13 protein-coding genes and 1 rRNA gene are annotated in these 19,280 nt (G+C 69.3%); 5 read left to right on the forward strand and 9 right to left on the reverse strand.

The genetic code is table 11. The features are described from left to right. Positions 1-48 precede the first annotated feature (48 nt). The 4 genes from TNCT6_RS07205 to thyX form a co-directional block, all read right to left on the reverse strand. Positions 49-1,574: ribosomal RNA gene (locus TNCT6_RS07205) — 16S ribosomal RNA — on the reverse strand. Positions 1,575-2,065: 491 nt separating this feature from the next. After that, positions 2,066-3,751, reverse strand: coding sequence for a ribonuclease J (locus tag TNCT6_RS07210; protein ID WP_141357743.1), 1,686 nt, complete (start codon positions 3,749-3,751; stop codon positions 2,066-2,068). A 157-nt stretch (positions 3,752-3,908) separates the two neighbouring features. Continuing rightward, on the reverse strand, positions 3,909-4,808 hold the full coding sequence (gene dapA, locus TNCT6_RS07215; RefSeq protein WP_141357745.1) for a 4-hydroxy-tetrahydrodipicolinate synthase: 900 nt from the start codon (positions 4,806-4,808) through the stop codon (positions 3,909-3,911). A gap of 215 nt (positions 4,809-5,023) precedes the next feature. Next, positions 5,024-5,764: an FAD-dependent thymidylate synthase gene (gene thyX / locus TNCT6_RS07220; protein WP_141357747.1), complete on the reverse strand. Its 741-nt coding sequence runs from the start codon at positions 5,762-5,764 to the stop codon at positions 5,024-5,026. 202 nt (positions 5,765-5,966) lie between these two features. On the opposite strand from thyX, the gene TNCT6_RS07225 reads away from it, so the two are divergent. Continuing rightward, positions 5,967-6,206: a hypothetical protein gene (locus TNCT6_RS07225; RefSeq protein ID WP_141357749.1), complete on the forward strand. Its 240-nt coding sequence runs from the start codon at positions 5,967-5,969 to the stop codon at positions 6,204-6,206. Positions 6,207-6,339: 133 nt separating this feature from the next. Beyond that, positions 6,340-6,894, forward strand: a complete 555-nt coding sequence (locus TNCT6_RS07230; protein WP_141357751.1) for a PH domain-containing protein — start codon at positions 6,340-6,342, stop codon at positions 6,892-6,894. Between the two features lie 79 nt (positions 6,895-6,973). Here the strand turns inward: TNCT6_RS07230 and TNCT6_RS07235 are convergent, their stop codons facing one another. The 5 genes from TNCT6_RS07235 to rpsO form a co-directional block, all read right to left on the reverse strand. Continuing rightward, a complete protein-coding gene (locus TNCT6_RS07235) occupies positions 6,974-7,429 on the reverse strand; it encodes a hypothetical protein (RefSeq protein ID WP_141357753.1) in 456 nt (151 codons plus the stop codon). A gap of 15 nt (positions 7,430-7,444) precedes the next feature. Further along, positions 7,445-8,197 carry a 4-hydroxy-tetrahydrodipicolinate reductase gene (dapB, locus tag TNCT6_RS07240; protein ID WP_141357755.1) on the reverse strand — a complete coding sequence of 251 codons (753 nt, stop codon included), beginning with the start codon at positions 8,195-8,197 and terminating at the stop codon, positions 7,445-7,447. Positions 8,198-8,233: 36 nt separating this feature from the next. Further along, complete coding sequence (locus TNCT6_RS07245; RefSeq protein ID WP_141357757.1) at positions 8,234-9,613, reverse strand: pitrilysin family protein; 1,380 nt, start codon at positions 9,611-9,613, stop codon at positions 8,234-8,236. Next, complete coding sequence (locus TNCT6_RS07250; RefSeq protein WP_141366194.1) at positions 9,610-11,829, reverse strand: polyribonucleotide nucleotidyltransferase; 2,220 nt, start codon at positions 11,827-11,829, stop codon at positions 9,610-9,612. The genes TNCT6_RS07245 and TNCT6_RS07250 overlap by 4 nt, the downstream gene beginning before the upstream one ends. Before the next feature lie 338 nt (positions 11,830-12,167). Beyond that, positions 12,168-12,455 (reverse strand): 30S ribosomal protein S15, encoded by a 288-nt coding sequence (gene rpsO, locus TNCT6_RS07255; RefSeq protein ID WP_141357759.1) that lies wholly within the window; start codon positions 12,453-12,455, stop codon positions 12,168-12,170. A gap of 281 nt (positions 12,456-12,736) precedes the next feature. On the opposite strand from rpsO, the gene TNCT6_RS07260 reads away from it, so the two are divergent. From TNCT6_RS07260 to TNCT6_RS07270, 3 genes are all read left to right on the forward strand, one after another. Then, positions 12,737-13,030 (forward strand): DUF397 domain-containing protein, encoded by a 294-nt coding sequence (locus TNCT6_RS07260; RefSeq protein WP_141357761.1) that lies wholly within the window; start codon positions 12,737-12,739, stop codon positions 13,028-13,030. 452 nt (positions 13,031-13,482) lie between these two features. Beyond that, positions 13,483-17,082, forward strand: a complete 3,600-nt coding sequence (locus TNCT6_RS07265) for an SCO5717 family growth-regulating ATPase (protein WP_141357763.1) — start codon at positions 13,483-13,485, stop codon at positions 17,080-17,082. Positions 17,083-17,397: 315 nt separating this feature from the next. Then, on the forward strand, positions 17,398-19,278 hold the full coding sequence (locus tag TNCT6_RS07270; RefSeq protein ID WP_141357765.1) for an ABC transporter substrate-binding protein: 1,881 nt from the start codon (positions 17,398-17,400) through the stop codon (positions 19,276-19,278). Positions 19,279-19,280: the final 2 nt, after the last annotated feature.

The following is a 19,280-nucleotide window of genomic DNA, read 5'->3' on the forward strand; positions in this document are numbered from 1 at the left end:
GATGTACTGGCCCCTGGACCGCCGAAGCGGCCTAGAAGTGCTCCTTAGAAAGGAGGTGATCCAGCCGCACCTTCCGGTACGGCTACCTTGTTACGACTTCGTCCCAATCGCTAGTCCCACCTTCGACAGCTCCCTCCCACAAGGGGTTGGGCCACCGGCTTCGGGTGTTACCAACTTTCGTGACGTGACGGGCGGTGTGTACAAGGCCCGGGAACGTATTCACCGCAGCAATGCTGATCTGCGATTACTAGCGACTCCGACTTCATGGGGTCGAGTTGCAGACCCCAATCCGAACTGAGACCGGCTTTTTGAGATTCGCTCCACCTCACGGTATCGCAGCTCATTGTACCGGCCATTGTAGCACGTGTGCAGCCCAAGACATAAGGGGCATGATGACTTGACGTCGTCCCCACCTTCCTCCGAGTTGACCCCGGCGGTCTCCTGTGAGTCCCCATCACCCCGAAGGGCATGCTGGCAACACAGAACAAGGGTTGCGCTCGTTGCGGGACTTAACCCAACATCTCACGACACGAGCTGACGACAGCCATGCACCACCTGTACACCGACCACAAGGGGGGCACTATCTCTAATGCTTTCCGGTGTATGTCAAGCCTTGGTAAGGTTCTTCGCGTTGCGTCGAATTAAGCCACATGCTCCGCCGCTTGTGCGGGCCCCCGTCAATTCCTTTGAGTTTTAGCCTTGCGGCCGTACTCCCCAGGCGGGGAACTTAATGCGTTAGCTGCGGCACCGACGACGTGGAATGTCGCCAACACCTAGTTCCCACCGTTTACGGCGTGGACTACCAGGGTATCTAATCCTGTTCGCTCCCCACGCTTTCGCTCCTCAGCGTCAGTAATGGCCCAGAGATCCGCCTTCGCCACCGGTGTTCCTCCTGATATCTGCGCATTTCACCGCTACACCAGGAATTCCGATCTCCCCTACCACACTCTAGCTAGCCCGTATCGACTGCAGACTCGGGGTTAAGCCCCGAGCTTTCACAATCGACGTGACAAGCCGCCTACGAGCTCTTTACGCCCAATAATTCCGGACAACGCTTGCGCCCTACGTATTACCGCGGCTGCTGGCACGTAGTTAGCCGGCGCTTCTTCTGCAGGTACCGTCACTCTCGCTTCTTCCCTGCTGAAAGAGGTTTACAACCCGAAGGCCGTCATCCCTCACGCGGCGTCGCTGCATCAGGCTTTCGCCCATTGTGCAATATTCCCCACTGCTGCCTCCCGTAGGAGTCTGGGCCGTGTCTCAGTCCCAGTGTGGCCGGTCGCCCTCTCAGGCCGGCTACCCGTCGTCGCCTTGGTGAGCCATTACCTCACCAACAAGCTGATAGGCCGCGGGCTCATCCTTCACCGCCGGAGCTTTACAGCCCAGGAGATGCCTCCCAGGCTCATATCCGGTATTAGACCCCGTTTCCAGGGCTTGTCCCAGAGTGAAGGGCAGATTGCCCACGTGTTACTCACCCGTTCGCCACTAATCCCCACCGAAGTGGTTCATCGTTCGACTTGCATGTGTTAAGCACGCCGCCAGCGTTCGTCCTGAGCCAGGATCAAACTCTCCGTGAATGTTTTCCCGTAATCGGGATGAACACCACGAGAGCGGTGCGAGAGGAGGAATGATCCCCTCGCACACAGCGTCCTCGCTGTGTTTTTCAAAGGAACCTCGTCCCAGCAGACGCTGGAGACGGGGTATCAACATATCTGGCGTTGATTTTTGGCACGCTGTTGAGTTCTCAAGGAACGGTCGCTTCCTTTGTACTCACCCTCTCGGGCTTTCCTCCGGGCTTCCCTTCGGTGTTTCCGACTCTATCAGATCTTTCCGATCCGATTTCCTCGGTGCTTTCCAGGTTTCCGCTCTCGCGTTTCCCTTTCCAGCGGCTCCGACTTTATCAGAGATTCTGAGTCGGATTTCCCGCCGCTTCCGGGAGTGTCTTCCGAAGTGCATGAAGCCTTCGGGTTCCCGTCCTGGCGGAGCCGTAAACGTACTGGAGCGGGGCGCCCCGATGCAAATCGAGGTGCCCCGCCACCAGTTCGCGGGTCCCGGGGGACGTGCGGGGTCAGACCTCCACGACGACCGGGAGGATCATCGGCCTGCGCCGATAGGAGTCCGAGACCCACTTGCCGAGGGTGCGGCGGATGAGCTGCTGGAGCTGGTGGGCGTCGGCGATGCCCTCCTGGGCGGACTTCTCCAGGACCTCCGCGATCTTCGGGATGACCGCGGCGAAGGCGGAGTCGTCGATGCCCGAGCCGCGGGCCTGGACGTGCGGGCCACCGGTGATCTTGCCCGTGGTGGAGTCGACCACCACAAAGACCGAGATGATGCCCTCGTCGCCGAGGATCTTGCGGTCCTTCAACGCGGGCTCGCCCACGTCGCCGACCGAGAGGCCGTCGACGTACACGTAGCCGGCCTGGACCTTGCCGGAGATCTTGGCCTTGCCCTCGATCAGGTCCACGGTCACGCCGTCCTCGGCGATGACGATCCGGTCGTGCGGCACTCCGGTGAGGGCGCCCAGCTCGGCGTTGGCCCGCAGGTGGCGCCATTCACCGTGGACCGGCATCAGGTTCCGCGGGCGGCAGATGTTGTAGAAGTACAGCAGCTCGCCGGCCGAGGCGTGGCCCGAGACGTGGACCTTGGCGTTCCCCTTGTGCACGACGTTGGCGCCCCAGCGGGTCAGGCCGTTGATGACCCGGTACACCGCGTTCTCGTTGCCCGGGATCAGCGACGACGCCAGGATCACCGTGTCGCCCTGGACGATGCGGATCTGGTGGTCCCGGTTGGCCATGCGGGACAGGGCCGCCATGGGCTCGCCCTGGGAGCCGGTGCAGACGAGCACGACCTCGTGGTCGGGCAGGTCGTCCAGGGTCTTGACGTCGACCACCAGACCCGGCGGGACCTTCAGGTAGCCCAGGTCCCGGGCGATGCCCATGTTGCGGACCATGGACCGGCCGACGAAGGCGACCCGGCGGCCGTACTCGTGCGCGGCGTCCAGGATCTGCTGGATGCGGTGGACGTGGCTGGCGAAGCTCGCCACGATGATCCGCTTGCGGGCGCCGGCGAAGACCTGGCGCAGCACGTTGGAGATGTCCCGCTCGTGCGGGGTGAAGCCGGGAACCTCGGCGTTGGTGGAGTCGGTGAGGAGGAGGTCGATGCCTTCCTCGCTCAGCCGGGCGAACGCGTGGAGGTCGGTCAGGCGGTTGTCCAGCGGCAGCTGGTCCATCTTGAAGTCGCCGGTGTGCACGACCATGCCCGCGGGGGTGCGGATGGCGACCGCGAGGGCGTCCGGGATGGAGTGGTTGACCGCGATGAACTCGCAGTCGAAGGGACCGACGCGCTCACGCTGTCCTTCCGCCACCTCGAGGGTGTACGGACGGATGCGGTGCTCCTGGAGCTTGGCCTCGATGAGGGCGAGGGTCAGCTTGGAGCCGATGAGGGGGATGTCCGGCTTCTCGCGCAGGAGGAACGGGACACCGCCGATGTGGTCCTCGTGACCGTGGGTGAGGACGATGCCCTCGATGTCGTCGAGACGGTCACGGATGGACGAGAAGTCCGGCAGGATCAGGTCGATTCCGGGCTGCTCCTCCTCGGGGAAGAGCACTCCGCAGTCGACGATCAGCAGGCGGCCGCCGTATTCGAAGACGGTCATGTTCCGGCCGATCTCGCCGAGGCCGCCGAGGGGTGTGACCCTCAGACCGCCGTCGGGGAGACGCGGGGGCGAGCCCAGTTCAGGATGCGGATGACTCAAAAGACTCTCCTCACCACGCGCGCCACGTACCGGTGGGCACGTGGCGCGCGTGACGTTCGTGCAGAAGCAGTTGTCATGGTGGGATGCGGGCGCCGGTGTGGCCCGCCTATTCAGTTGTCAGGCCTCGGGTGTTACGGGGTGGTGCGAAGTCTCGTTGTCAGAGCTGTACCCCGCCGGCGGCAAGATCGATCTTGAGCTGCTCGGTCTCCTCGGGCGTGAGCTCGACCATCGGGGGCCGCAGCGGGCCGCCGGGCAGGCCCAGGAGGGCGAGCGCGGCCTTGGTGGTCATGACGCCCTGGGTGCGGAACATGCCGGTGTACACCGGGAGCAGCTTCTGGTGGATCTCGGTGGCCTTCTGGACGTCGCCGGCGGTGAACGCCTCGACCAGGGCGCGCAGGTCCGGGGTGACGACGTGGCCGACGACCGAGACGAAGCCGACCGCGCCCACCGAGAGCAGGGGCAGGTTCAGCATGTCGTCGCCGGAGTACCAGGCGAGACCGGAGCGCGCGATGGCCCAGCTCGCCCGGCCGAGGTCGCCCTTGGCGTCCTTGTTGGCGACGATCCGCGGGTGCTCGGCGAGGCGGACGATCGTCTCGGTGTTGATCGGGACGCCGCTGCGGCCGGGGATGTCGTAGAGCATGACCGGCAGGCCGGTGGCGTCGGCGATGGCCTTGAAGTGGCGGTACAGGCCCTCCTGCGGGGGCTTGTTGTAGTACGGCGTGACGGTGAGCAGGCCGTGCGCGCCGGCCTGCTCGGCGGCGCGGGCCAGTTCGATGCTGTGGCGGGTGTCGTTGGTGCCGACGCCGGCCACGATGTGGGCGCGGTCGCCGACCGCGTCCAGGACCGCGCGTACCAGGTCCGTTTTCTCCGCATCGCTGGTGGTGGGGGACTCGCCGGTGGTGCCGTTGACGATCAGGCCGTCGTTGCCTGCGTCCACCAGGTGGGCGGCGAGCCGCTGCGCGCCGTCGAGGTCGAGTGCGCCGTCCGCCGTGAAGGGCGTGACCATGGCGGTGAGGACCCGCCCGAAGGGGGTCTGCGGAGTCGAGGTCGGAGCCATGGGTAACACGCTACTCGCTGCTCAATGTGAGGGCTGCCCTCGGGGGGCGGGCCGGCGGGTGGGGGCAAAGATGGAGCCCGGCACTGCCTGCTCGGGGGTTCAAGCAGTGCCGGGTCCGTTTGATCAGGCTAGATGAACTTCTCCAAGGGCCGCAATCCGGACACTTCGCGCGGCTGAACCGTACATCTGTACCGGAGCGGGCGGGCGGGCGCCGGCTACGGCGCGACCCGGCCGTTGGCGTTGAAGGCGGCATAGGTCAGCGGCATGAGCCTGGCCCACTCGGCCTCCATCTTCTCGCCCACCATCTCGATCTCCCGCTGCGGGAAGGACGGCACCTTGGCCAGCTCGTGCTGGGTGCGCAGACCGAGGAAGTGCATCAGCGAGCGGGCGTTGCAGGTGGCGTACATCGACGAGAACAGGCCGACCGGCAGGACCGAGCGGGCCACCTCACGGGCGACACCGGCCGCGAGCATCTCCTGGTAGGCCTCGTACGCCTCCCGGTAGGAGTCGGCCATGACCCGGCCGACGAGCTCCTGCTGGGCCTGGGTGCCCTCGACGAACCGGTACTTGCCCGGGCGTCCCTCCTGCACGAGCTTGCGGGACTCGTCCGGGACGTAGAAGACCGGCTCCAGCTCGCGGTAGCGCCCGCTCTCCTCGTTGTACGACCAGCCCACGCGGTGCCGCATGAACTCACGGAAGACGAAGATGGGGGCGCTGATGAAGAAGGTCATCGAGTTGTGCTCGAAGGGGCTGCCGTGCCGGTCGCGCATCAGGTAGTTGATCAGTCCCTTGGAGCGCTCGGGGTCCTTGTCCTGCTCGGCCAGGGACTGCTCTCCGATGGTCGAGACGCGGGCCGCGAACAGCACGTCGGCGTCGGACGCGGTGTGCTTGACCAGTTCGACGGTGATGTCACTGCGGAAGCTGGGCTTCGGGTCGTCGGCGGGGGTGGCGGTCACGGCTCGGAGGGTCCCTTCCTTGACGGCTGACGGGCGGCGACCACTCTACGGCCCGGCTCTGACATCGGGGCGTTCGGTGCCGGGGCACGACATCTTCGGTGAAGATCTGCGAATTCGGCGAAACCGGGCACCTTTTGGGACACTCGGTCGTCTGTATGGGTGAGACACCCCAGTTCGACCCCCGGAAGGAGTCGTACCCCCGATGTTCCGTCGGCGCGAACCCGTACCGTTCGCCTTCGTCGCCGAAGCCGACCGGTTCCGCAGCAATGTCGCTCCCCCGCCGCGCGAACGCGCGTCCACCGGCCGAATAGCCGGGCGCTGCCTGCTGGCGTTGACCATCGTCGCCGCGCTCGTGGGCTCCGTGATCCTGGGGACGCCCGCGCTGACCATCAGCCACTCCCCCGCCGAGACGCAGCAGTCCCAGGTCTCCCCAGGACACTGAGCGGGTCCGGACCCCCCACCGCCGCGCCGGCGGTGCGGAGATCACCTCCACGGCCCCCACGGGTGGTGGGCACGGACCCAGGCGGATAGCCTCACCGGGCACAGCCCATGCATGGATTGAGTGAGGACCAGCCGTGCCCCTGTCCTTCCTGACGGCCGACCGCGCCTTCGACGCGGCGGACGACGTAGCGCTGCCGTTCGACGACCGCGAGCGCTGGCGACGCCCCTACCGGCCCGGGCCGTGGCGTGTGGGGGCGGCCGCCCTCCTGCTGCTGCTCGCCTCCTTCGTGCTGCTCGCGGGGGTCGTCACGGCGCTCACCGCCACGCTGTCCTCCGCCGGTTTCTGCTTCGTCGTCGCCCTGGTCGTGATCGCCGGCGCGCTGCGGCTGCTGCGCATGGGCGTCTGGGTCAGCGCGCGCGGGCTGCGGCACGTGAGCCTCCTCGTCACCCGTACGACGCCGTGGGCCCAGGTCGCCGGTGTACGGACGGTGCAGCAGCCGGTGCGCTGGCTGGGGCTGCCGCGCACGGTGCAGGGGCAGGCTCTGGTGCTCGGCCGCAGGGGCCGTGGACAGCAGGAGTCGCCGTCGCTGATGACCACGCACAACGCCGACTTCCTGGGTCGCGTCGAGGCGTTCGACCGGGCGGCGGACGCGGTGGAGGCGTGGGCGGCGGAGAACGGGAAGCGCTGACCCCGGCCGACGGCATGCCAGAGGGGCCCGGTCCGCGCGCGGACCGGGCCCCTCCGCGTTCACGGGGGTGTTCCGGGTGTCAGGCGGCCTGCACCGGCTTGCCGTCGTGCAGGGCGATCGCCCGCTGCATCGCCTTGCGGGCGCGGGGGGTGTCGCGGGCGTCGTGGTAGGCGACGGCGAGACGGAACCAGGTGCGCCAGTCGTCGGGGGCCGCCTCCGTCTCGGCCTTGCGCCGGGCGAAGACCTGGTCGGCCGAGTCACGGTCGACGCGTCCGCTGGGCGTGCGGCTCAGCTCGTCGACGGGCAGGCCCCCCTCGGCGTCGAGCTCGGCGGCGAGCTGGTTGGCCCGGCGGACGAACTGGGTGTTCTTCCACAGGAACCACAGGCCGATCAACGGCAGGATCAGCACGGCGATCCCGAAGGCGACGGTGACCGGTGTGCCGTACTGGATGAGCATGACGCCGCGGCTGCCAACAAGGACGAAGTAGAAGACCAGGACGGCGGCCGTGACGAGGTAGGTGATCTTCGCGCGCATGAGGGGGTTCGGGGCTCAGTTCAGGTCGAGGAAGTGCTCCAGGCCGACGGTCAGGCCCGGAGTGGTCACCACGCGGCGCGCGCCGAGCAGGATGCCCGGCATGAAGCTGCTGTGGTGGAGCGAGTCGTGGCGGATGGTGAGCGTCTCCCCCTCGCCGCCCAGCAGGACCTCCTGGTGGGCGAGCAGTCCGCGCAGGCGCACGGCGTGGACCGGCACCCCGTCGACGCTGGCGCCGCGCGCTCCGTCCAGAGCGGTGACGGTGGCGTCCGGGGCCGGGGCCGAGCCCGCCTCGGCCCGGGCCTCGGCGATGAGCTGCGCGGTGCGGGTGGCGGTGCCGGAGGGGGCGTCGGCCTTGTTCGGGTGGTGCAGCTCGATGACCTCGACCGACTCGAACCAGGGCGCGGCGATCTGCGCGAACTTCATGGTGAGCACGGCGCCGATGGAGAAGTTCGGGGCGATGAGCACACCGGTCTGCGGAGACTGGGCCAGCCAGCCCCGCAGCTGCGCGAGGCGCTCGTCGGTCCAGCCGGTGGTGCCGACGACGGCGTGGATGCCGTGCCGTACGCAGAAGTCGAGGTTGCCCATGACCGACCCGGGGGTGGTCAGTTCGACCGCCACCTGGGCGCCCGTTTCGGCGAGGGTCTCCAGCTTGTCGCCCCGGCCGAGGGCGGCGACCAGTTCCATGTCCTCGGCGGCCTCGACCGCCCGTACCGCCTCGGACCCGATCCGGCCCTTGGCACCGAGGACCGCCACGCGCAGCTTGCTCATCTCTTGCTTCCTTACCACCGACGGACGGACAGGGGGTTAGGCGACCGCGTCGTGCAGACGCGCGGCCTGCTTGTCCTTGAGCGGGCCGATGACCGACAGCGACGGGCGCTGTCCCAGGATCTCCCGGGCGACCGAGCGGACCTCGTCCGGGGTGACCGCCGCCATCCTGGCCAGCATGTCGTCGACGGAGATCTGCTCGCCCCAGCACAGTTCACTCTTGCCGATACGGTTCATCAGCGCACCCGTGTCCTCCAGGCCGAGGACCGTGGAGCCCTGGAGCTGGCCGATGGCGCGGCCGATCTCTTCGTCGGTCAGGCCGTTCTCGGCGACGTGGTCGAGTTCGTCCCGGCAGATCTTCAGCACGTCGTGCACCTGGCTCGGGCGGCAGCCGGCGTAGACGCCGAACAGTCCGCAGTCGGCGAAGCCGGAGGTGTAGGAGTACACGCTGTAGGCCAGGCCGCGCTTCTCCCGGACCTCCTGGAAGAGGCGGGAGGACATGCCGCCGCCGAGGGCGGTGTTCAGCACGCCCAGGGCCCAGCGCCGGTCGTCGGTGCGGGCGAGGCCGGGCATGCCGAGGACGACGTGCGCCTGCTCCGTCCTGCGGTTCTGGAGCTCGACCCGGCCGGCGGCGCGCAGGGTGCGGCGGCCGTCGCGCGGGGCGATGGGGGCGGCCTGGGCGTTCTTGAGGGCGCCGGCCTTCTCGAAGGCGGCGCGGACCTGGCGTACGACCTTGGCGTGGTCGATGTTGCCGGCGCAGGCGACCACCAGGTGGGTGGGGTCGTAGTGCTTCTTGTAGAAGCGGCGGATGCGGTCGGCGGTGAGGGCGTTGACCGTGTCGACCGTGCCGAGGACGGGGCGGCCGAGGGGGTTGTCGCCGAACATGGTGTGCGCGAACAGGTCGTGCACGCAGTCGCCGGGGTCGTCCTCGGTCATGGCGATCTCTTCGAGGATCGCGCCGCGCTCGACGTCGACGTCCTCCTCGAGGATCAGCGAGCCGGTGAGCATGTCGCAGACGACGTCGATGGCGAGGGGCAGGTCGGTGTCGAGTACGCGCGCGTAGTAGCACGTGTACTCCTTGGCCGTGAACGCGTTCATCTCGCCGCCGACGGCGTCGATCGCGGAGGAGATGTCCAGGGCGGACCGGCGGGACGTGCCCTTGAAGAGCAGGTGCTCCAGGTAGTGCGTGGCACCGCCCAGCGCCGGGGTCTCGTCGCGGGAGCCGACGTGCGCCCAGATGCCGAAGGTGGCCGAGCGCACGGAGGGCAGGGTCTCGGTGACGATGCGCAGGCCGCCGGGGAGGGTGGTCCTGCGGACGGTGCCGATGCCGTTCTGGCCCTTGATGAGGGTTTGGGTACGGGCGACGGCCCGCGCCTCCGAGGAGGTGCGGGCCGTCGCCTTGAAGCCACGGGACGTCACTTGTCGGCGTCGTCCTTCTTGTCGTTGCCGTCTTCCTCGCCCTCGATCACGGGGACCAGGGAGAGCTTGCCGCGGGAGTCGATCTCGGCGATCTCGACCTGGACCTTGTGGCCCACGCCGAGCACGTCCTCGACGTTCTCCACGCGCTTGCCGCCGGCCAGCTTGCGGATCTGCGAGATGTGCAGCAGACCGTCCTTGCCGGGGAGCAGGGAGACGAACGCGCCGAAGGTGGTCGTCTTCACGACCGTGCCCAGGTAGCGCTCGCCGACCTCGGGCATCGTCGGGTTGGCGATGCCGTTGATCGTGGCACGGGCGGCCTCGGCCGACGGACCGTCGGCCGCACCGATGTAGATCGTGCCGTCGTCCTCGATGGTGATCTCGGCGCCCGTGTCCTCCTGGATCTGGTTGATCATCTTGCCCTTGGGGCCGATGACCTCGCCGATCTTGTCGACCGGGATCTTCACGGTGATGATCCGCGGCGCGTTCGGGGACATCTCGTCCGGCCTGTCGATCGCTTCCATCATCACGTCGAGGATGTGGAGGCGGGCGTCACGGGCCTGCTTCAGGGCCGCGGCCAGCACGGAGGCCGGAATGCCGTCCAGCTTGGTGTCGAGCTGGAGGGCGGTGACGAACTCCTTCGTACCGGCGACCTTGAAGTCCATGTCGCCGAAGGCGTCCTCGGCACCGAGGATGTCGGTCAGCGTCACGTAGTGCGTCTCGCCGTCGATCTCCTGGGAGATCAGACCCATGGCGATACCGGCGACCGGGGCCTTCAAGGGCACACCGGCGTTCAGCAGCGACATGGTGGAGGCGCAGACCGAGCCCATCGAGGTCGAACCGTTGGACCCGAGGGCCTCGGAGACCTGACGGATCGCGTAGGGGAACTCCTCGCGTGCGGGCAGCACCGGCACGAGCGCGCGCTCGGCGAGGGCGCCGTGGCCGATCTCGCGGCGCTTGGGGGAGCCGACGCGGCCGGTCTCACCGGTGGAGTACGGCGGGAAGTTGTAGTTGTGCATGTAGCGCTTGCGGGTCACCGGGGAGAGGGTGTCCAGCTGCTGCTCCATGCGGAGCATGTTCAGGGTGGTGACGCCCAGGATCTGGGTCTCGCCACGCTCGAACAGCGCGGAGCCGTGCACCCGCGGGAGGGCCTCGACCTCGGCGGCCAGCGTGCGGATGTCGGTGACACCGCGGCCGTCGATGCGCTTCTTCTCCTTGATGACGCGCTCACGGACCAGGGTCTTGGTCAGCGAGCGGTACGCGGCGGAGATCTCCTTCTCGCGGCCCTCGAACTCGGGCAGCAGCTTCTCGGCGGCCAGCCCCTTGACGCGGTCCAGCTCCGTCTCGCGCTCCTGCTTGCCGGCGATGGTGAGCGCCTGGGAGAGCTCGGGGCGGACGGCGGCGGTGAGCGCCTCCAGGACGTCGTCCTGGTGGTCGAGGAAGATCGGGAACTCGCCGGTCGGCTTGGCGGCCTTGGCGGCGAGGTCCGACTGGGCACGGCAGAGCACCTTGATGAAGGGCTTCGCGGCGTCCAGACCGGCGGCGACGACCTCCTCGGTGGGGGCCTCGGCACCGCCCTCGACCAGCTTGATGGTCTTCTCGGTGGCCTCGGCCTCGACCATCATGATCGCGACGTCGCCGTCCTCCAGGACGCGACCGGCGACCACCATGTCGAAGACGGCGTCCTCGAGCTCGGTGTGCGTCGGGAAGGCGACCCACTGACCGCGGATCAGCGCGACGCGGACGCCGCCGATCGGGCCGGAGAAGGGCAGGCCGGCCAGCTGCGTGGACGCGGACGCGGCGTTGATCGCCACGACGTCGTACAGGTGGTCGGGGTTGAGCGCCATGACGGTGCAGACGACCTGGATCTCGTTGCGCAGGCCCTTCTTGAAGGACGGGCGCAGCGGGCGGTCGATCAGGCGGCAGGTGAGGATCGCGTCCTCGCTCGGCCGGCCCTCACGGCGGAAGAAGCTGCCGGGGATCTTGCCGGCGGCGTACATCCGCTCCTCGACGTCCACCGTGAGCGGGAAGAAGTCGAGCTGGTCCTTGGGGTTCTTGGAGGCGGTGGTGGCCGACAGCACCATGGTGTCGTCGTCCAGGTACGCGACGGCGGAGCCGGCGGCCTGCTTGGCCAGGCGGCCCGTCTCGAAGCGGATGGTACGGGTGCCGAAGGGGCCGTTGTCGATCACGGCTTCGGCGTAGTGGGTCTCGTTCTCCACTAGCGTTTTCTCCTCGTCGTCGTCCTCCCGCCCGTGTGGCGGGTGGACGGTGGCGGAGAGGCGCTCCGTCTGGTGCGGGCCGGTCTTCGATCGAAGCACCCGGGGTTCATTCTCCCGGGGGCCACTACCGAGGACCGGCGGCGGCGAGGTGCGCTCCTCCTCGTTCGTCGGGCGCGATGACGTGCCGTGCCCTCTTCGGGCAGGCCGTATCACGCCGTGTCATGGGTACTGCGTCGTGCTACCACACTACAAAGCGGCACCGACACTCCGCACGTTCCCGTACGTACGGCAAAGGGAGCGGTCCCCTGTCTCCCGGGAACCGCTCCCCTCACGACGTCTTACTTGGCGCCCGCCGCACCACGGCGGATGCCGAGGCGGTCGACCAGCGCGCGGAAGCGCGTGATGTCCTTCTTGGCGAGGTACTGCAGCAGGCGGCGGCGCTGACCGACCAGGATCAGCAGACCGCGGCGGGAGTGGTGGTCGTGCTTGTGGGTCTTGAGGTGCTCGGTCAGGTCGGAGATCCGACGGGACAGCATCGCGACCTGGACCTCGGGGGAGCCGGTGTCACCCTCCTTGGTACCGAACTCGGTGATGATCTGCTTCTTCGTGGCGGCGTCGAGCGACACTCGTACTCCTCGTGCTCCGTGAGTGGCCTCCGAGTGCCCCCGGTCTTCATCTCAGGGGAGCTTCCGTTACTCGGGAGGCGGGGATCCGCTGGGCGCGGCCTCCAGGACCCGCAGGACTTCCTGCGAGGGCTCCGGGGGTGCGTACACAAACGGCCGTCACACAGGGTACCAGGCCGCGACGGCCCGATTTCCCCCGGTTCTCCGATCCCGCCGAGGCGGGCCGGCGGGCCACTAGGGTGAGCCCGGCACCGTTGGGCGCGTCTGGAAGGGGTCGCTGCGACATGGCGGAGACGGAAGCGGAGATCAAGGCCCGCAAGGAGCGCGAGCGCGACGAACTGTACGCGCTCGACATCTCCGGCGTGCAGTGGCACTGCGCGCCGGGCACGGAGGAGCACGAGGAGCGCGTCGAGATCGCCTACCTGCCCGCGGGCGCCGTCGCCATGCGCTCCTCGCTCGACCCGGACACGGTGCTGCGCTACACGGAGGCGGAGTGGCGGGCGTTCGTGCTGGGCGCACGGGACGGTGAGTTCGACCTGGAGCCGGCTCCGCACAACGGGGGTCTCGCGTCCGAGTGAGGAGCGCGCGGATACGAAGGGGGGCGGCACGTGCGCGTGCCGCCCCCTTTTTTGTCAACCGTCCCGCCGGATGTGCGCGGTTGACCGGCCGGGCCTTCAATGACGCCACCGGACAGATTGGTTCGTGAGCCTTGGCGCCTCGCGTTCAGTGTTCACCTTCTGTACGGCTTGGCCACGGATGTGTCCGGTTTACCGGCGAATGCCTTGCTGCGTACGGTGATTTCGGGCCGGTTGTCGTCAAGTGGGCGAGCGTCGCGAGACGGACAGGCCTGCCAAGGTGAGTCTCCTGGTGATTAGGCTGGTACATGGGGGCGCGATGTCAGAACCCGTGGACCGGACATCGTCGTCACGGGGGGAAGTCGGTGGATCGGACGACCTCGAACGACCAAGGACGACGAGAAATGGTCGCCCCCGCACGGCATTGAGGGTGCTCGACCACACCAGGAGGAACTGTGAGCAGCGATCGGGACGGGATCCGCGGGGGCTGGGCCACGCCCGGCGACGACCAGCCCGACGCGGCGTCCGCCATCGAGACGACGGGCGAGTTCACGATCGACTACGCACCGCCCGCCTGGTACACGCAGAACGCGTCGAGCGGTTCGGGATCCGGGGCGGATTCCGGGGCGGGGCCGGGGGCTGACGCGGCCGGTGCGGCCGCGGGTCCTTCCGTTGGTGCGCAGGGCTCTCCGGGTGGTGGGCCGGGCTCGCCGGGTGGTCCCGCGCGACCCGCTGCTCCGAGCGGTCCGGTTCCCGGACTGACTCCGCCGCCGCACGCCACGGCGGCGCCCGGCGCTCCCTTCACACCTCCTCCGCCTCCTCCGGCGCCGGGAGCGCCCTTCACTCCGCCTCCGCCGCCCGTGCCCGGAGCGCCCTTCTCTTCGCCTCTTCCGGCGGCGGGTGCGCCCTTCACTCCTCCCCCGCCGCCGGCCGGGAGCCCGATCGCCGTGCCGAAGCTGCCGGCGGGGAGCGGGTTCGAGCCACAGCGGGCGACGGGTTCGTCGGAGACGGACCCGGCCGGTGCCGGGTCCCCGACGGCGGTGCCGGACATTCCGGTGGGCGGGTTCCCGTCGCCGGGGGCACAGCCGGCGCGGCCGCAGGCGGACCAGGGTGCGGGTGCCGGGGCCGGTGACCTCGAGAGCGGTGCCACCATGCGGATCTCCGCCGTCGCCGTGCGGCGGGAGGCGGCGGAGGCGGCCGCCGGGGCGCAGCCGGAGCCGGCCGACGAGCAGGGTGAGGTGCCCGGCGTCGAGGACCCGGAGGACGAGTCGGCCGTGGTGGCGGACACGGAGTCCGAGGCAGAGGCCGAGACCGACGCCGGGACCACGGCTCACGAGGCCGACAAGGCGGAGGACGACGAGGCGGACGAGTCCGGGGAGACCGGGCTGACCGCGCTTCGGGACGGCTCCGACGCAGCGGAGGGCGCGGCCGAGGAAATCGACTCGGGCGACGTCGCCGCGGACGCGGACGCGGCCCCGGCGGATTCCGACGCCGAGGTGTCCGGTGACTCCGGGTCCGGCGACGTGGAGGCCGAGAAGAACCAGGTCGCGGAGACGGACGAGCCGGAGGAGGCGGAGGCGGGTACCGCGGGTGTCTCCGATGCCTCGGCGTCCGACGCCGAGGCGGCGGACGACGTGCCCGAGGAATCCGCTGCCGCGGTCTCCCAGCCCGTCACCACCGACCCACGGGACGCCGCTCCCGAAGACTCCACGCCCGCCGCGGAGCCGCAGGACGCCGCCCCGCAGGACCAGGATCCTCAAGACGAGGTTCCGCACGAGTCCGCACCGCAGGACGTGGTTCCGCAGGATGCCGTTGCTCAGGCCCCGGCATCCCAATCCCAGGACATGGCGTCGCAGGAAGTGGCCCCGACCGCGGCAGCCGAGGCCTCGCAGGGCGCGCCCGCCACCTGGGCTCCGCCTCCGGTCCCCCAGGGTCCGGTGCCGCCCCTGCCGCCGTCGTACCGGCCCGCGGCGCCCGCGCCGGCGGCCCAGTGGCCCAGCGAGCCGCAGTCGGCGGCTCCGCAGGGGCAGCCGCACCAGCCGGTGCAGCAACCGCCCTTCCAGCCGCAGGCACCTCAGCCGGCCCCCGCCGCCTGGAACCCGCCTGCCGCGCCGGCACCGCCGCCCCCGGCGTCCGCGCCGGCGGCCCCGCAGCAGGGCTACGGCTTCCCGCAACCCGGTGCGCAGCAACCGCCCGCCCAGCAGCCGGCGGCCGCTCCCGCCGCACCCCCGGCCAACCCCCAAGCCGGATACGGCTTCCCCCACCCCGGCACCCCCGGCGCGCAGCAACCGCCGACCAGCCCCACCACGCCCCCCGCCAACCCCCAAGCCGGATACGGCTTCCCCCACCCCGGTGCCCCCGGCGCGCAGCAACCGCCCGCCCACCAGCCCCCAGCCGGACCTCCCACGCCCCCGGCCAACCCCCAGCCCGGATACGGCTTCCCCCACCCCGGCACCCCCGGCGCGCAGCCCTCGGCGGCGGTCCAGCCGCCGTTTCCGGGCTCGGCGGGCGCACAGCAGCAGCCGCAGCCGAACGGCTACGGATTCCCCCAGGCCCAGGCCGCACCTCCCGGCGTCCCCAACCCGCCCGCGCAGCCCGGCGGCTACGGCTTCCCGCAGCAGCCCGCGCAGCCCGACGGTGCTCAGCCCCAGCCGCCGGCTCCCCCGCAGCAGCCCGTCGACCCTCGTCTCGGGGCCAGTTGGCCGCAGCCGATACAGCACGACCAGCGGCAGCCGACCAACCCCGGTGCGGCGCCTCTCGGTTACACCGCGGCCGTGGAGCTGTCCTCCGACCGGCTCCTCAACAACAAGAAGCAGAAGGCCCGCAGCACACGTCCTGCCGGTCCCGGGCCGCGGTTCCGGATCGGCGGGAAGAAGGAGGAGGCCGAGCGGCAGCGGAAGCTGGACCTGATCCGTACGCCGGTGCTGTCCTGCTACCGCATCGCGGTGATCAGCCTCAAGGGCGGCGTGGGCAAGACGACCACCACCACCGCGCTCGGCTCCACGCTCGCCACCGAACGGCAGGACAAGATCCTCGCCATCGACGCCAACCCGGACGCCGGCACGCTCGGCCGCCGGGTGCGCCGGGAGACCGGGGCCACCATCCGTGACCTCGTCCAGGCGATCCCGTACATCAACTCCTACATGGACATCCGGCGGTTCACGTCCCAGGCGCCCTCCGGCCTCGAGATCATCGCCAACGACGTCGACCCGGCCGTGTCCACGACGTTCAACGACGAGGACTACCGCCGCGCGATCGACGTACTCGGCAAGCAGTACCCGATCATCCTCACCGACTCGGGTACGGGTCTGCTCTACAGCGCCATGCGTGGTGTGCTCGACCTCGCCGACCAGCTCATCATCATCTCCACGCCGTCCGTGGACGGTGCCAGCAGTGCCAGTACGACGCTGGACTGGCTCTCGGCGCACGGGTACGCCGACCTCGTCGCCCGTTCCCTCACGGTGATCTCCGGGGTGCGCGAGACCGGCAAGATGATCAAGGTGGACGACATCGTCGCGCACTTCCAGACCCGTTGCCGCGGTGTCGTCGTGGTGCCCTTCGACGAGCATCTGTCCGCCGGTGCCGAGGTCGACCTCGACATGATGCGGCCGAAGGTGCGGGAGGCGTACTTCAACCTCGCGGCGATGGTCGCGGAGGACTTCGTCCGGCACCAGCAGGCGCACGGGCTGTGGACCTCCGACGGCAACCCGCCGCCGGTCGCGGCCCCGCCGATGCCGGGCCAGCCGGTTCCGGGACAACCCCATCCGGGCCAGCCGTACCCAGGGCAGCCGGCGCCCGGTCAGGCGTACCCCGGTCAGGCGTACCCCGGGCAGCCGGTTCCGGGCCAGCCCGGCCCGGCCCAGGCGTACCCCGGGCAGCCCGCCCCCGGCCAGCCAACTCCGGGACAGTTCGCTCCCCAGTACCCGGGCCAACCGCAGCCGTACCCCAGCCGGCCCGGCCACCCCGCACAGCCCTACCCCCAAGCCCCTCACCACCCCGAGCACCCCGAGCACCCCCAGGGGCAGACCCCGCCCCCTCCCCTGCCCCACCAGTAGCTCCACCGCGCCCTTCGGGCCCGCGCCGTTCCCCACGGCGCGGGCCTTCGCGTGTTCGCAGTCAGAACCGGTCGGATTCCGCCGCCACGCCCTCACCAGGGAGGCTTCAGTGGTCTCCACCAATGGGAGCAAGATCGCGGTCAAGTCGTTATTTCCGCAGGCCACATGGGGTTTGACATACCGTTGACGCGCGCAGACTGCCGCTGATAGACACTCACTTCATTCCGCCGGCGTCACCAGATCAAGCCCGTTCAAGCCCGCCCGACAGAAGACGCAAACCGTCTTCTGCGTGCGACGACGCGAGGTCACCGAGCCATGAAGACACATGATCAGCACGGCAGAGGACGTACCGGCCCCCGCCTGAAGGGCATACGGCTCCTGGCCGCGGGCATCGCCGCCCTCGTCCTCACGGCCGGGCTCGCGACCCCCCTCGCTCCGGCCGCGCCGCAGGCCCACGCCGCGGAGAGCGCGCAGGGCAAGAAGGGCAAGAAGGTCCTCACGGTCGCCGTCGCGCAGAGCGTCGACTCGCTCAGCCCCTTCCTCGCGGGACGACTGCTCAGCACGAGCGTCCACCGGCTGATGTACGAGTACCTGACCAACTACGACCCCAAGGACGCCCACGTCGTCCCGGCCCTGGCCACCAAGTGGGAGTCGTCGCCGGACAAGCTGACCTGGACGTACACGATCCGCTCCGACTCCACGTGGTCGGACGGACAGCAGGCCACCGCCGAGGACGCGGCGTGGACGCTCAACAAGATGATGACCGACGAGGGCGCTGCTACCGCCAACGGCAACTTCGTCACCAACTTCGCCGAGGTCACCGCGCCCAGCCCCACCCAGCTGGTGATCCGGCTGAAGGAACCGCAGGCCACGATGACCGCGCTCGACGTGCCGATCGTGCCCAAACACGTCTGGGAGAAGGTCACCGACTTCTCCAAGTTCAACAACGACAAGAGCTTCCCGATCGTCGGGAACGGGCCGTTCGTCCTGACCGGCTACAAGCCCGACAGCTATGTGCGGCTGGAGGCCAACAAGAACTTCTGGCGAGGCGCGCCGAAGTTCGACGAGCTGGTCTTCCGGTACTACAAGGACCAGGACGCCGCCGTCGCCGCGCTGCGCAAGGGCGAGGTCTCCTTCGTGGCCGGCTCGCCGGCCCTGACACCCGCCCAGGCCGCCTCGCTCAAGGGCGAGAAGGACATCCACGTCAACGAGGGCCCCGGCCGCCGCTTCTACGCCCTCGCCACCAACCCGGGCGCCCAGGCCAGGAACGGCAAGAAGTTCGGTGACGGTGACCCGTCCCTGCTGGACGAGCGGGTGCGGCACGCGCTGTTCATGGCGGTGGACCGGCAGACCATCGTGGACAAGGTCTTCCAGGGCCACGCGGCGGAGGGCCAGGGCTACATCCCGCCGCGGTACGAGTCGTACTTCTGGAAGCCGTCGGCGGACCAGGAGCTGGCGTACGACCCGGCGAAGGCCGCCCAACTCCTCGACGAGGCGGGCTACCAGCAGAACGCGGACGGCAAGCGCGTCGGCAAGGACGGCAAGCCGCTGAACTACCGAGTGCTCTGCCACGCCACCGACCCCAACGACAAGGCGGTCGGCAAGTACCTCCAGGAGTGGTGGGGCAAGCTCGGCATCGGGGTCGAGCTCAGCTGCCTGGACAACGTGACCGACCCGTGGCTCGCGGGCAAGTACGACCTCGCCTTCGACGGCTGGTCGGTCAACCCGGACCCCGACTACGTGCTCTCCATCCACACCTGCGCCGCGCTCCCGGCGACCCCGAAGGACACCGGCGCCACCGACAACTTCATCTGCGACAAGAAGTACGACGAGCTGTACGCCCAGCAGTTGGCCGAGTACGACCCCGCCAAGCGGGCGGACCTGGTCAAGCAGATCGAGTCGCGGCTGTACGACCTCGGGTACATGAACGTCATGGCCTATCCGAACGCCGTCGAGGCCTACCGCACGGACCAGATCGAGTCGATCACCACCATGCCGGCCAAGGCGGGCAACATCTACGGCCAGGACGGCTACTGGAGCTGGTGGTCGGCCGTTCCGGCGAACTCCGACGATTCCTCGGGCGGTTCCACGTCGACGGGCGTCATCATCGCGATCGTCGCCGGCGTCGTCGTCCTCGGCGGCCTCGCGGCGCTCTTCGCGGTGCGCCGCCGGGCAACGGCAGAAGACCGCGAATAGGC

Origin of the sequence: Streptomyces sp. 6-11-2 (genome assembly GCF_006540305.1) — a bacterium.
GTDB lineage: Bacteria > Actinomycetota > Actinomycetes > Streptomycetales > Streptomycetaceae > Streptomyces.

Coding starts and splice junctions, on each gene's coding strand:
- TNCT6_RS07270 (WP_141357765.1), top strand. CDS start 17,398: ATGAAGACACATGATCAGCACGGCAGAGGACGTACCGGCCCCCGCCTG.
- TNCT6_RS07225 (WP_141357749.1), top strand. CDS start 5,967: ATGTTCCGTCGGCGCGAACCCGTACCGTTCGCCTTCGTCGCCGAAGCC.
- dapA (WP_141357745.1), bottom strand. CDS start 4,808: ATGGCTCCGACCTCGACTCCGCAGACCCCCTTCGGGCGGGTCCTCACC.
- dapB (WP_141357755.1), bottom strand. CDS start 8,197: ATGAGCAAGCTGCGCGTGGCGGTCCTCGGTGCCAAGGGCCGGATCGGG.
- TNCT6_RS07260 (WP_141357761.1), top strand. CDS start 12,737: ATGGCGGAGACGGAAGCGGAGATCAAGGCCCGCAAGGAGCGCGAGCGC.
- TNCT6_RS07235 (WP_141357753.1), bottom strand. CDS start 7,429: ATGCGCGCGAAGATCACCTACCTCGTCACGGCCGCCGTCCTGGTCTTC.